This is a genomic window from Lentzea sp. NPDC054927 (assembly GCF_053610285.1).
On the sequence record NZ_JBSGXZ010000006.1, the window covers coordinates 171463 to 184794 of the forward strand.

Consider the following 13332-nt stretch of genomic DNA (forward strand, 5'->3'; position numbering starts at 1 on the left):
TCTTCACCACGTCATCGGTCGCGTCCGGCGGGTCACCGGTTGCCAAACCAACGATCGGTGCTACATCCAGGCGGGATCACGGCCGGTCAGGCCGAGGATGCGGTCCAAGGCAGGTGCGTCGGCTGGCACCGCGACCTCCGGTCCGTACATGCCCATCTCCCGTCCCTGCTCCACGCCGGCGAGCACCGTGTCGTGCAGATGCGCCAGCAGGTCGGCGGGCAGTTCCAGCCGCTGCCCGGTCGCGACCGCCAGGTCCCAGCCGTGCAGGGCCAGTTCGCCGACGATCATGTCGCCCATGACCGGGGCGGGCAGCATGTGCGGCGTGCCCATGCTCGTCTCGCCTTCCCAGGCGCTCGGCGGCGCCCACGACGACGTGATGTCGTCAAGCAGGGCGAGCAGGCGGCCGCGCCAGTCGCCGGCCGCCAGGTCCACATCGGACTCGGCGGCCGCCGGCTGCGGAACGGATTCCTTGCGGCCTGCGCCGGCGAGCGACGGGCCCCAGAACAGGAGGTGGTTGACCAGTGCTTGCACGTCGTACTCCGTGCACGGAGTCTTGTTGGCGAGCTGGTCGTCGGTGACGGCGCGGGCGACCGCCGCCATGGCCTCGGCCGTGTTGGACAGGTGTGACATGGCGACGACGCTAGGCGGCGCGGGCCGTAGGGGTATTGAACAAAGGCGACATAGACTCTGCTGTGTGGGGCGGGACGTTCGAGAGCTGCGGAGTGCGTGGACCAAATATCAACGCCACGCGTTCCACGACCCGTCGCCGGCGCTCGCGCCATGGGTGGAGCGGTACTGGGAGGCTCACTGGGACTACGCCGAGCCCTACCGGCAGAAGATCGTGCCGTACCCGAACGTGCACCTGTCGTTCGGCGGCGGCCGCGCGAACGTCAACGGCGTGTGCAGCGGCTACCAACTCAAGGTCCTCGAGGGCCGCGCCCACGTCTTCGGCGTCTCGTTCCGGCCGGGCTGCTTCCGCCCGTTCCTCGGCGCCTCCGTCTCGACGATCACCGACCGCGTCGTCCCGGCGACCGAGGTGTTCGGCCCGGACCTGCCCACGACGCTCGACGTGCCGACCGTGGATGCGTTCCTGCTGAAACACCTGCCGGACGACGACCCCCAGGTGCGCCAGGCGGTGGCCGCGGTCGAGCTGATCGCCAACGACAAGGCCATGACCAGAGTCGAACGCCTCGCCGCCGAGCTGGGGCTGAGCATGCGGGGGCTGCAACGACTGTTCGCGGAGCACGTGGGCATCGGACCCAAGTGGGTGATCCGCCGCTACCGCCTGCACGAGGTGACCGCACGCATGGCCGCCGGCGGGGTGATCGACTGGGCCGCGCTGGCGGCGGACCTCGGCTACGCCGACCAGGGCCACTTCATCCGCGACTTCAAGAGCATGTTCGGCGAGCCACCGACCTGGTACGCGCAGCGATATTAGTCCGCCTCCCCGGATCTGAGTGCAGGTCGCGTCCCGCACGGTGCGCGCCTGGAGGACCTGACCGCGCCGGCGTGATGCCGGTGGTGTCAGCGTTTCCGGCTGCGGTAGGCGCGTTGTTGGCAACTTCGCGAGCAGTAGGCGCGCGGACGACCCGAAACGGGTTGCTCGATCGGCCCGCCGCACATCGCGCAGGTTTCGTCACGCGTTCCCTCACGCTGCGCGATGCGCAACTCTACGCCGTCGAGCAGGAGCGCCAGACCGAACTCGAACGGGTCCGGCTGCTCGAAACCGCCCGCCTCCCACAGCGCGGTGAGGGTTGGGTAGCGGCTCATCCGCGACCAGAGCCCATCGCGCGCGCCCCAGAACTCCTCATCGCTCACCCCGCTGTCCCGCTCGGCGCGCGACGCCTCGACCAGCGCCAGGGCCTCGGCGTCGAGGAAGCGGCCGAGCAGGCCCGCCGCCGCCACGACCTCCGCCGGCGGGAGGGGTGTGCTCGCCAGGATGCTCAGCAGGTGCTCGTAATGCGTCAGCGCGTTCGGCCCCGGGAGGTGCCGCGTGCTGCGCTCCTCAGCCAGCCACGGGTGGCGTTTACGCAGCTCCCAGCCGTGCCGGACGGCCGTCTCCATGCGCTCGCGCCACGGTGCGCCGGTGTCGTCGGGCGCGGGCGCGTCCAGGACGGCGTCACGCATGAGGTCGACCAGGTGCTCCCGGCTGGGCACGTGCCGGTACAGCGACATCGTGGTGAAGCCCAGGTGCTCGGCGACCTTGCGCATGGACAAGCCCGCCAGGCCCTCCGCGTCGGCGACCTCCACCGCGGCGGCCACCACCCGGTCCGGGCTCAACCCCGGCCGGGCGTCCTCGTCGCGCCACAGCAGTTCGACCCGCTCGTTGTCCTGCGTCACCAAATACCTCCTGTTTATAGTATAAATGCGTTTATGGCATACACAACCGAAGTCCACGTGGCACTCGATGGCGACGACGACGCCCCCGGCACCCCGGAACGGCCCTTCGCCACGATCAACCGGGCGCGGAGGGCGGCCAGGGAGGCGGCGGGCGACGTGGTCGTCCACGTGCGGGCAGGCACCTACCCCGGGCCGTGGGAGTTCACCGAGGAGGACTCCGCGCAGGAAGGCAGCCGGATCACCTATCAGGCGAACGGTTTCGGCTCACCCGCGCAGGACGAGGTGGTGATCGGCGGCGGACGGGTGATCACCGGCTGGCGGATGGACGGTGACGGCGCCTGGGTCGTGGACGTCGGCACGCTCGACACCCGCCACCTCACCGTCGACGGTCGGCGCGTCGACAGGGCCGCCATCGACGGGATCCCGGGCAATGTGAGTGAAAACGAGTCGGGTTACGTCACGGATGCGCGCCTCGACTGGCGAGCGGGCGTCGAGTTCGTCCACCGGGGCGTCTACCCGTGGACCGAGGCCCGGCTCGCGGTCGAGTCGGTCGTGGACGGCACGATCACCATGAAGCAGCCCGCCTTCTCCTGGGCCCGGCAGCTCTACAACTCCTCCTGGGACGGCCAGACCTCCTCCGGCCCCGGCCTGCCGACCCGCGTGGAGAACGACCCGTCCTTCCTCACCGAACCGGGCACGTTCGCCCTGGACCGCTCCCGTCCCGGCGAGCACGTCCTGCACTACCTCCCGCGCACCGGCGAGGATCCCGCCGCCACCCAGGTCGTCGCTCCGGAACGGGACACCCTGCTGGTGGCGACGGGGGCCGGCGGCATCTCCTTCCGCGGCCTGACCTTCGCCGACACCACCTGGCTGCGCCCGACCAGCGACCGGGGCTTCCTGCACTACCACGGCAGCGGCTTCCACGACGGCGGCCGGATCGACACCGTGGTCGTCGTGGAGGGCCAGTCCTGGCTGACCGTCACCGGCGAGCCGGAGACCGTCCCGGCGTGCGTGTCCCTGGTCGACACCACCGGCATCCGGTTCGAGGGCTGCCACTTCACCCGCCTGGGCTCGACCGCGCTCGGCGTCACCGGTGGCGCGAACACCGTGGTGCGCGGGTGCGGCTTCGACACCCTCGGCGCCGGCGCCATCACCCTGACCGGCACCTACCGGGCGGTGGTCGAGGACAACGAGGTCCACCGCGTCGGGCTCGACCACTCCGGCTCACCCGGCATCGCCCTCCTCGCCACGGTGGACTGCACGGTCGCGCACAACCGCGTGGACGACGTCCCGCACTGCGGCGTTGTGAGCGGCCCGGCGAAGGGCACGCGCATCCTGCACAACCACGTCACCGGCGCGATGGGCGTGCTGGCCGACGGCGGCGGCATCTACGTGTCCGGCCCGCAGGGCGAATCGCACGAGAACGGGGCGGTGGTGAGCGGCAACGTCGTCACCGACACCCGCACCCCGTACAACTTCGCCCTCTACACCGACTACGGCGCGGCGTGGGTGACGGTGGCGGACAACGTGGTGCGGCGCGCCGACAACACCGCCGTGCTGCACGTCCACCCGCCGCTGGACAACGTGGTCTACCGCGGCAACGTGTGGGACGCCGACCCGGTCGGCAGCGACGCCGTCCCGGATTCGGTCACCTACGAGGACAACACGACCCTGACCGACGCCGCCGACCTGGACGCCGCCGAGGCACGCGCGCAAGCCGGACCTCGCCGACACTGACCGCACCAGGCCCGCGGCCCCTCCACGGGTCGCGGGCCTGGTGGGACGCAAACACGGACCGGCGAGTTCGCGCCCTGCAGATGCAGGCGACCTCGCCCGGCGCGTTGAGCCATCAACCTCGCCGGTGCGACTGACGCTTGGTGGCTGACTTGGAGCCTCGTCAGACGGTGATCACGCAGCCGTGGTCGTCTTGTGCCGCCGCGTCCAAGTCGTCGAACCAGTGGCCGTTCGAACCGAGGTAGCGGAAGCGCAGCGTCGTGCCACGCGGAACGACGACGGCCGCGGTGCGGTTGCCGTTGGAGCGGGCGCGGAGTTCGGTCGCTCCCGGTGTCCAGCCGTTGAAGTCACCGACCACGCTCACCGGCCCTGGCGGCTCATGCCGGGGCAGCGCCCAGGTCACCCGCACGTGCTGGTCCTTGGCGGGCACGATTCGGATCATCCGCTCGTCGTTCCTTCCCCGTGTTTCCGTCGCAACGCTGTGACAGCCTGCCGGTTGTGTCCACATCGGACGAGTCGGCGCGCCTGGGCAGGGCGTGAGGTCGCCGGATCGAGTGATCCCGCGAAGGTCAATGCGTAGCGGAGCGAATGTCGGCGAATTCCGGCGCTGCAGGCAGGCAAGAACGTCGAGCGCATGCCCGACGCGCTGCGGCGGAGATCGTGAGCGAGTTCGCCGACGCGGTCAACGCTGACAGCGTTGGAACTGAAGCGCTGGCTCGACACCGCCGAGCAAGGTGCCGGCAGTGACTGGGAAGATCTCGCGCCGGCGCGAACGAGGTATCAGCCTGGACAGGGCTGCGTGCCAGAAGCGGGACACGGGTTCATCCCGTTAGGACGACAGCTGGGTTGGACGTGGCGAAGAGGCTGTCGAACACCCGGACACGGTCGAATGACAGGGCGTGCTCGCGTGCTCGGTCCGCCATGAGTTGCCGTTCCTCGGCTGACATGTCGAACACCGCCCGGTCGATCGCGGCGGCGATGTGGGTGGTGTTTCCTGCCTCGACGAGGATGGCCGTTCCGCCCACCGCTTCGCCGACGCCTCCGGTGGTGGTCGTGATCACTGGCCCGCCGCCTGCGAGCATCTTCTCGATCAGCGCGATGCCGAAGGTCTCGACGAAGTCGGGTTCGGGCTTGGTCGGCAGCGCGTACACGGCGCAGCCGTTCATCAGCAGCGGCTTTTCCTCGTCCTCCACGTCGGTGAGGAAGACGATCCGGTCGTTGTGCTGAGTGATCGCCTGGAGGTGCTCCAGTTCGGGGCCGTTACCGGCGACCACGAGCTTCAGCCGTGACTGCGCCTGGCACTGGGCGAACGCGTCCACCAGGTCGTAGATGCCTTTGGCCCGTGTCACCCGGGACAGGAACAACACGTACCCGTCGCGTTCCAGGCCGCGTCGTTTCAGGGCGGTGTCCACAAGCGCCGGATCGAGGTCGAGGTAGGCCGAGGTGTCGACCGGCGGGTAGCTGACCGATACCCGGCGCACGCACTGGCGGGCGAACCGGGTGCCGCAGTGCGTGTCGATGGCCTCTGCACAGGCAATGATCTCCTGCCTGGTGTACTCCGACACGGCGATCACCTGGTCGTTGGCGAGGAACCGGGTGAACAGGACGACGGCTGCCCCGAATCGCTTCTCGTGCAGGCACGAGCGAATCACGTTGGTGACGTCCGAGCCGACCGCCTTCGCGATGGTGTGGACGTCAGGTGCGTAGCCGGCCGCGCGTGCCGCGTCGACGGCGTCGCGTACCACGGCGTCGTGGGGAGCGAGGTACATCGACACGCAGGTGGTCGGGACCGGCTCGGCGAGCAGCTCGACCAGGCGTCCCGTCAGCCCGGCCAGGTATCGGCCGTCGGGTACTCGGTAGTCGCCGACCGGCTCGGGCCGTTCCACGGTGATGCCTTTGCTGTAGGGCATGATCCGATCCAGCGGCTTGAGCGGCAGGCCTGCCGCCTGGAGCACGGGTATCGGCCAGGTCAGCAGCCGGACGTCGTCGAAGCCGCGGGTGAGCGCGACCTCGGCCAGGTTGCGGGCTTCTCCGGAGTGACCGCAGATGACTGGGTCAGCCCGGACCACGATGACGAGACGGCGGCTTGGCCTGCTCATGTGCGAGCCCCCTTTCCGAGCGGGTCGGACACTGATGGCGGCAGGATCTTGCGTCCCCACTCGGAGGGCTGCGGGCCGAGTTCGAGCAGCAGCCGGCCCCCGGCGTGGACGTCGGATGCGCGCAGATGCGCCGCATCCAGTGGTTTGCCGTCCAGCCGGGCGGACTGCACGTACTGCGGCGGCGGGTCCGCTTCCAACCCGTCGGAACTGATGGACGTCTCGCGGTGTCCACGCGTCTCGATGACGAAATCGCGGTCCCCGAGGTGCAGAGTGGCGTGGCTGAAGGCAGGCGCGTTGACGAGGAACAGGTTCTGCCCGGCGACGGGAAACAGACCGAGCGAGGCCCACACGTACCAGGAACTCAGCCCGCCCGAGTCGTCATTGCCCGGCAGGCCGCCGGGACCGGTGCCGAACTGCCAGGTCAGCGCCGCGTGCACGATCTCGGCCGTGCGGTCCGGCCGCGCCGCGTAGTGGTAGGACCACGGCGCTTCCATGTCCGGCTCGTTGTTCAGCCCCTCGAACCGGTTCAGCAGGTAGCCGGCCGCCATCTCCGCCGAGCCGGGCCGCCTACCCGGCTGCACCACACGCGGGGCGCCGTAGCCGAAAAATGCGTCGAGCATGCTGACGAAAGCTTCGTTCCCCCCGACCATCGCGATTCTCGCGGCCATGTCGTGCAGCAGCCGGAACGAGTAGTTCCACTTGCCGCCTTCGTAGAACGACGAGTCGAGAAGCAGGCCGGTGTTCGGGTCGAACGCGTTGGACCACAGGCGGCTTCGCGCGTCGAGGTCGTCGGCGAGCTGGACGTCGTTCAGGCTCCGGGCGACGCCGGAGGTGCAGTGGCAGGCATAGGCGAGGTCGAGCGTGTGCGAGATCGGGTGCACGACGCCGTGCTCGTAGAAGTCTTCGCCGTACATCCGGCGCAGGTCGTCGTACATGTGCACCAGCGCCCAGGTCCAGTCCAGGTCGCCGAGGCCGAGGGCGTGCACGTCGGCCAGCGCGGTGTGGACCAACGCGCTCGCCTGCCGGAAGAACCTGTCCGCGCCGCGAGCCATCCGATATCCGATGGGGAAGTTGCCTTCCTCCTCACAGACCCGGATCAGTGACTCCAGGAGATCGACCGCCCGGTCCGGGCAGATGGCCATGAGCAACGGCAGCTGGGTCTTGTAGATGTCCCACATCGTGCAGATGTCGAACACGAAGGGCCCGGAGGACGGCCAGAACGGGCTCTCGTCGTCGGCGAAGCACGGCTTGATCAGAGAGTGGTACAGGGCCGTCGCGAACACCTGCCGCCTGGCGGGTGACCCGCCCTCGACCTCCACCCGGCCCACGTGGTCGCGCCACCGATCCTCGGTCCGCGCGCGGACGACGTCGAACGCCGGCGCCCCGTCACCGCATTCGCGATACAGGTTCTCCCGGGCCTGTTCACAGCCGCGCAAAGAGAATCCGATCTGGATCTCGACGCTCTGCCCGGCGGTGGTGGGGCCCATGTAGAGCATCCCGAACGGGCGCAGCGTGGTCTGCCTGATGCGGTCGAAGTCGAGCCGCGTGCCACCCTCGATCAGCCGTCGGTCGTGCCAGAGCATCTGCCGCCAGCCCGGACTGTCGACCTTGATGTACACCGACAACGGCACGCCTTCGACGACCACAGTTCCTTGGGCGCAGCCGTTGCCGAGGCTTTCCACATGCGCCCGCAGCGGCACTGTGCGGCCGAGGTCGATGGCCAGCCCGCCGCAGGACAGGTCGACGACGATCCGTGCGCTGCGATGCTCGGGAAAGACGTAGCGGTGGACGGCGACCTTGGCGCCGACGGTGACCTCGCATCGGATGCCGGTGTCGAGAGTGGCCGCGTAGTACCCGGCTTCAGCGGTCTCGTCGTGCAACGGCCAGGCCTCGCCGAGGACGTCCAGCTGCTGCACCATCGGGGTCACCCGCACGTAGTTGTAGTACTTGCGTATCGCTCCGGTACCGGACTGTTGAAAGTGGGTGAAACCGGACGCCTGCAGCCGGTCGAACAGCTCCTCCGGCTGCCCCTCGGTGTTCTTCATGTAGAGGCCGTATCCGGTCGGATAGGCACCGGAGTAGGCGCAGGCGGACACCATGCCGAGCGGGGACGTCGCGCCGGGATGGGTGTTGCCGACCTGCGCTTTGGGCCACCACCAAGTGGCCGCCAGCCCCTGCGCCGCAGGCAGTGAGGTGGCAGCCGTACCGATGAAAGGATCAATTTCGTCGAGGATGGCGAGACACTATGTCAGCGCGGCACCACGTTGGTTTCAACGACATGAACATGTGGCCGGGTAGGCGAAGGTGGTCGCGTCGTGGCGTGGCAGTTGGCCCGTGGACACAGCGGCTGGATGTAACGTTTCAACGCCGCAGTAGCGCCGGTTCCGCCTCCTGCGTACAGCGAGCGAGAGACCGCGCTCGCTTACCGATCCACCACGTGTAGGCCAGCGTGGCCGCGGTGCTGGGCAGGATCTGCGCGGCCGTGTAGTCCCCGCCCTGGTCGAGATTCGGGATTCCCTGTGTCGCCGCCAGGAGCACGCCGACCGCGTTGTTGGCGACGTGCAGGGCGATCGCGGCTTCCAGGCCGCCGGTGCGGATCGTCAGCCAGCACAGGGCGAACGAGAAGATCGTGAGGTCCGCGAGCACCAGCGGGTCGGTGTAGTCGTGCAGCCCGACGAACAATCCGGTGGTGAGCACCACTGCCAGCCAGGGAGAACGGGTCCACGAGGAGATCGTCTGGACCAGCCAGCCCCGGCACACGTACTCCTCAGCGGCGGCCTGGAACGGCACCACCAGCACGGAGATCAGCGCAAGTTGCGCCCACGTGCCCCAGCCGGGCCACTTCGCCGACGCCCAGCCGTCCTGGAAGAACCCGATGACCACCACCAGCGCGATGGCTGCAGCGGCCCAGCGCAGACAGTCCAGCAGCCAGTTCCACCGCATCCGGCCGGCCACTGTGGACACAGTGCCCGGTGGTCGCCTGCCGGCCCAGCGCACGGTCAGCAGGACGGCGGGCAGCGCCACCGCCACCACACCGAAACCGAAGATGATGTCGAACATCGGATCGGCGAACGCGCCGTCGTCGTGGCTGGAGATGCCGAGCGCCGCCGCCAGGCCGTGAACCAGACCCGAGAACACGAGCACGAACGCCACGAACAGCACGGCGAAGAGACCCATCTCGGCCAGCGGGCGCCACCAGCGGTACTGGTCGCCACGGCCGAGCAGGTGGTAGGGGCGCGGGTGGTCCGGTTGTGCGTCCATGACTGCCCTCGATCTCTCGGCTTCGACCAGACCGAGACTAGGAACGGCAGCAGGTGAACCGCGCGGCCCGATCGACCACGACACAGCGCCGGTCGGCCATGGTCCACGATCCGATCGTCGCCGCCAGTTGGCTGCGAAGGAGGGCTGGATGGACCACCCGACGGCCGATGCGGTTGTTCGCGTCTTGACCGACAACGTCGTGAAGTTCTAGTGTTCAGCCCGATTGAAACGTTACAAGCAGCCTCGGCGCACACGCCGGCTGCTGAGTTCCGCATGGCCGCCGCAGCCAAGCCCACTCCGATTCAGGAGGTGCTGCATGCGCGCGCCATCACGTCGAACAGCCTTCTCCGCCAGTGTGTTGCTGGTGCTTGCTCTGGCCAGTGCGCCACCGTCCGCTGCCCAGGACCCGCCTGCCCTGCCCGCCGCGTTGGCCGCGGTGGCGCCGCCGCCCGGTGCGATCGAGGCGCTCAACCTGTCCCCTACGTCCCGAACCGTGCGGCCTGCCGGTGTGCAGGGAACCTCTGGGTCGGTGGCCAATCCGCAGAACGTGCTGAACGGGGCACCGACCCGGATCTCCGGGACGAACTCGTCGATCACCCTGGACTTCGGCAAGGAGGTCGGCGGGATCGCGACGTTGTCCTTCGGCGCCACCAGTGGCGGGCAACAGGTAGGGCTGGCGTTCAGCGAGTCCTCGCAGTACATCGGCAGGGACAGCGACGCCAGCAGCGGCGGACAGCCGGACCGCGCCATCTTCGGGAACGCCACGACGAACGGCACCTACGTCATGCCCGCACCGAGGCTGCGGGGCGGGTTCCGGTACCTGACGGTCTTTCTCAGGACGTCGGGCTGGGTGGACCTCACCGGTGTCTCGCTGAACTTCACGCCCGCGCCCGGCAAGTCCAACCCTGCCGCGTACGCGAACTACTTCTACTCCAGCGACAACCTGCTCAACCGGATCTGGTACGCCGGTGCGTACACCGTGCAGACCAACGTCATCGCGTCGAACCAGGGGCGCGCCTGGCCGCCACCACCGTCCGAATGGGACAACAGCGCGACCGTCGGCGTCGGGAACAGCGTGCTGGTCGACGGCGCGAAACGGGACCGGACGGTGTGGCCGGGCGACCTCGGCCTGGCGGTCCCGACCGCCTACGCGTCGATGCACGAGCTGGAGTCCACGCGCAACGCACTGTCCACGATGTACAACGTGCAGGCCGGGAACGGTGAGATCCCGTGGTCCGGCCCGCCGTTCAACCTCAAGGGGTCGGACACCTATCACACGTGGACCTTGTACGGAACCTCGTTGTACTACAACTACTCCGCCGACCGGGCCTGGCTCGACTCGGTGTGGGAGAACTACACCCGCGGGATGCGGTTCATCATCGCCAAGATCGGCGGCAACAACCTGCTGAACGTGACACAAACCCAGGACTGGGCGCGCAGTGGCCAGGGCGGCGAGAACATCCAGGCGAACGCGCTGCTCTACGCCGCACTCACCGGAGGCGTCACCCTCGCGAGAGTCAAAGGCGACAACGCGCTCGCGGACAGTTACGCCGGTCGGGCCGCCGCACTCAAGGCCGCCGCGAACGCCCGGCTCTGGGACGCGAACGCGGGCCTGTACCGCGACAACCCCTCCAGCAACCTGTATCCGCAGGACGGCAACTCGCTGGCCGTCTGGTTCGGCCTGACCGACTCCTCAGCGAAGGCGACCACCATCGTCAGCAGGCTCCGCGGCCGGTGGAACACCCTGGGCGCGACAACGCCCGAGTGGGGCGGAGGCGTGCACCCGTTCACCGGCGGCATGGAGCTGCACGCACGCTTCACCGCCAACGACGACTTCACCGCACTCGACCAGATCCGCCGCACCTGGGGCTACATGCTGGACAGCCCGATCGGCACCAGGAGCACCTTCTGGGAGGGCATGAACGCCGACGGCAGCTTCGCCTACGGCGGTTCGTTCATGAGCCTGGCGCACGGCTGGTCGAGCGGCCCGACCTCCGCGCTGACGTTCCACGTGCTCGGCACCGCACCGGAACCCCAGGTGGGCCAGTACCGGTTCGTCCCGCACCCCGGCGACCTGACCAGTGCGGAGGGACGCATCACCCTGCCTCAGGGACAGCTCAACGCTTCCTGGGTTCGCAACCCCGCGGCAGGCACCTACACCGCCCGGCTCACGAGTCCCGGCGGCACGACCGGCCGGATCGGGGTGCCCAAGCTCAGTGGTACGAACGTGTCCGTGTCCGTCAACGGCGCGGAGGTGTGGCGCAACGGGACTTTCACCCCGCGCCCCGGAATCGGCGGCGGTTCCCAGGACGCCGACTACGTGTACCTGACCGGCGTGGCCGCGGGCACCTACGACGTGACGGCCTCCGGACTCGGCAACCCGGTCCCGCCGCAACCTCCGGCCGCGGCCGGACTCCCGGCCGGATTCACCCACTGCGCAGGCGAATCGGGTCGATGCACCTTCAGCGGCACCCGCAGCGTGGCCTATGGAGCCGGTGGCTACAGCTTCAGGATCGCGACCTCGGCGACCGACTGCACGAACGACGCCTTCGGCGGCGATCCGGCCCAGAACCTGGTCAAAGCCTGTTACGTCGCCCCGCTCGGCGGCCCGGCCGGATACACCCAATGTGCGGGCGAGAACGGCACCTGCTCCTTCACCGGGTACGGCAGGACAGTGGCCTACGGCGCCAACGGAGCCTTTGTGCAGCGCGTCTTCACTTCAAGCACGCAGTGCACGAACGGAGTCTTCGGCGACCCGATCGCAGGCGTCGCCAAGGCCTGTTACCTGGCACCGGACGGTCCACCGGCGGGTGGCTGGACCCGATGCGCGGGCGAAGGTGGAACCTGCCCGGCCGTCAGCGGACAGCCGGTCTCCTACGGTGCCTACGGCGCGTTCAGCCAGATCACCGCAACGGGTCCGGTGGTCTGCTCGAACGCGACGTTCGGTGGCGATCCGATCTCCGGTGAGTCGAAGGCGTGCTACACCAGGGAAGGGGCCCCACCCGGCTACGGCACATCGTGCGCGGCGGAGGGAAGCACCTGTGGGTTCAGCGGGCAGCGCACGGTGGCGTTCGGTGCCCGCGGTGCGTTCGTCTACAGGTCCTTCACGGGAGGGACGCCTTGCACCGCAACGGCGTTCGGCACCGATCCGCTGAACGGCGTGCCGAAGTCCTGCTACCTGACCCCCTAGCGTGTGACGAAGTCCTCGCGAGCGGCGCCGGTGACGTGGCGCAGTGCGGCGCGGATGTGCAGGCTCGCGCCTCGTGCGGGTGCTGCTCGTCGAGGACGACCACGAGCTGGGGGCGGCCAAGCACTTCGAGGAGCTGAACACGTTCCCGACCTTGCGCGGCCGCCGCGTTCGATCTCCGCACGCACGCGGCCGGGAGCGGGTCGGGCTTCCTGGGTGAGGTCAGCCCGTCTGGTCACCTCGGTGGCCAGAACTCACGGGTCACCTCGAACGGATCGTCCACTCCCGGCCTCGTGCACATCACGTTCTCGACGCCCAATTCGAAGAGCACGAAACGATCGAGCACCGGATAGCCGGCCGCTCGCACAACGGCCTCGCGCACGTCCAGGTCGTCGATCACCCGCCCACGACCGGCAACGAACACCTGGGCAACCGTCGGAACCGGTGCGTCGACCGGGGCGTGCAACGCGAAGCGCCCATCCCTGCGCAGATCGTGTCCCTTGGGCGAAGTGGGCTCCATGAACACGTACAGCCCGTGCTCTGTGACGATAGGGGACACCGGATGCACTCTCGGCGCACCGTCCCGTGCAGTGGTTGCCAGATACGCGATGCGCAGGTCCAGGATCCGTTCCTGGACGACAGCGGCCAGAATCGGAGCTTCGTGCGCGAACGTCGACCAGGCTGTCACGACTCCTCCAACCCAGGGCCGAC

At 68.9% G+C, this 13332-nt stretch carries 11 protein-coding genes; 4 read left to right on the forward strand and 7 right to left on the reverse strand.

The genetic code is table 11. The features are described from left to right. Window positions 1-60: 60 nt before the first annotated feature. Complete coding sequence (locus tag ACWGE0_RS12590; protein WP_452261014.1) at window positions 61-630, reverse strand: TIGR03086 family metal-binding protein; 570 nt, start codon at window positions 628-630, stop codon at window positions 61-63. Window positions 631-694: 64 nt separating this feature from the next. Between ACWGE0_RS12590 and ACWGE0_RS12595 the strand changes: the two genes are divergently transcribed. Next, a complete protein-coding gene (locus ACWGE0_RS12595) occupies window positions 695-1438 on the forward strand; it encodes an AraC family transcriptional regulator (protein ID WP_452261015.1) in 744 nt (247 codons plus the stop codon). A gap of 86 nt (window positions 1439-1524) precedes the next feature. Here the strand turns inward: ACWGE0_RS12595 and ACWGE0_RS12600 are convergent, their stop codons facing one another. Then, the gene (locus ACWGE0_RS12600) at window positions 1525-2340 is read right to left on the reverse strand and encodes a TetR/AcrR family transcriptional regulator C-terminal domain-containing protein (protein ID WP_452261016.1); all 816 of its coding nucleotides are present in this window, start codon (window positions 2338-2340) and stop codon (window positions 1525-1527) included. Window positions 2341-2373: 33 nt separating this feature from the next. On the opposite strand from ACWGE0_RS12600, the gene ACWGE0_RS12605 reads away from it, so the two are divergent. After that, complete coding sequence (locus ACWGE0_RS12605) at window positions 2374-4077, forward strand: right-handed parallel beta-helix repeat-containing protein (protein WP_452261017.1); 1704 nt, start codon at window positions 2374-2376, stop codon at window positions 4075-4077. A gap of 160 nt (window positions 4078-4237) precedes the next feature. On the opposite strand, the gene ACWGE0_RS12610 is transcribed toward ACWGE0_RS12605, so the two are convergent. From ACWGE0_RS12610 to ACWGE0_RS12625, 4 genes are all read right to left on the reverse strand, one after another. Further along, entirely contained in the window at window positions 4238-4516 is a 279-nt protein-coding gene (locus ACWGE0_RS12610) for an isoamylase (RefSeq protein WP_452261018.1), read from the reverse strand. Window positions 4517-4895: 379 nt separating this feature from the next. Further along, a complete protein-coding gene (locus ACWGE0_RS12615; RefSeq protein WP_452261019.1) occupies window positions 4896-6173 on the reverse strand; it encodes a glycosyltransferase in 1278 nt (425 codons plus the stop codon). After that, the gene (locus tag ACWGE0_RS12620) at window positions 6170-8407 is read right to left on the reverse strand and encodes a glycoside hydrolase domain-containing protein (RefSeq protein ID WP_452261132.1); all 2238 of its coding nucleotides are present in this window, start codon (window positions 8405-8407) and stop codon (window positions 6170-6172) included. Before ACWGE0_RS12620 ends, ACWGE0_RS12615 begins: the two co-directional genes overlap by 4 nt. A 127-nt stretch (window positions 8408-8534) precedes the next feature. Continuing rightward, the gene (locus tag ACWGE0_RS12625; RefSeq protein ID WP_452261020.1) at window positions 8535-9434 is read right to left on the reverse strand and encodes a CPBP family intramembrane glutamic endopeptidase; all 900 of its coding nucleotides are present in this window, start codon (window positions 9432-9434) and stop codon (window positions 8535-8537) included. 316 nt (window positions 9435-9750) lie between these two features. On the opposite strand from ACWGE0_RS12625, the gene ACWGE0_RS12630 reads away from it, so the two are divergent. Continuing rightward, the gene (locus tag ACWGE0_RS12630) at window positions 9751-12624 is read left to right on the forward strand and encodes an alpha-L-rhamnosidase-related protein (RefSeq protein WP_452261021.1); all 2874 of its coding nucleotides are present in this window, start codon (window positions 9751-9753) and stop codon (window positions 12622-12624) included. Window positions 12625-12697: 73 nt separating this feature from the next. Beyond that, window positions 12698-12841 carry a hypothetical protein gene (locus ACWGE0_RS12635; protein WP_452261022.1) on the forward strand — a complete coding sequence of 48 codons (144 nt, stop codon included), beginning with the start codon at window positions 12698-12700 and terminating at the stop codon, window positions 12839-12841. Between the two features lie 15 nt (window positions 12842-12856). On the opposite strand, the gene ACWGE0_RS12640 is transcribed toward ACWGE0_RS12635, so the two are convergent. Next, window positions 12857-13309 carry a pyridoxamine 5'-phosphate oxidase family protein gene (locus ACWGE0_RS12640; RefSeq protein ID WP_452261023.1) on the reverse strand — a complete coding sequence of 151 codons (453 nt, stop codon included), beginning with the start codon at window positions 13307-13309 and terminating at the stop codon, window positions 12857-12859. Between the last annotated feature and the right edge of the window lie 23 nt (window positions 13310-13332).

What these genes read in the sequence shown, in the direction of transcription:
- ACWGE0_RS12590 (WP_452261014.1), bottom strand. Translation starts at nt 630, where the DNA reads ATGTCACACCTGTCCAACACGGCCGAGGCCATGGCGGCGGTCGCCCGC.
- ACWGE0_RS12605 (WP_452261017.1), top strand. Translation starts at nt 2,374, where the DNA reads ATGGCATACACAACCGAAGTCCACGTGGCACTCGATGGCGACGACGAC.
- ACWGE0_RS12610 (WP_452261018.1), bottom strand. Translation starts at nt 4,516, where the DNA reads ATGATCCGAATCGTGCCCGCCAAGGACCAGCACGTGCGGGTGACCTGG.
- ACWGE0_RS12615 (WP_452261019.1), bottom strand. Translation starts at nt 6,173, where the DNA reads ATGAGCAGGCCAAGCCGCCGTCTCGTCATCGTGGTCCGGGCTGACCCA.
- ACWGE0_RS12625 (WP_452261020.1), bottom strand. Translation starts at nt 9,434, where the DNA reads ATGGACGCACAACCGGACCACCCGCGCCCCTACCACCTGCTCGGCCGT.
- ACWGE0_RS12630 (WP_452261021.1), top strand. Translation starts at nt 9,751, where the DNA reads ATGCGCGCGCCATCACGTCGAACAGCCTTCTCCGCCAGTGTGTTGCTG.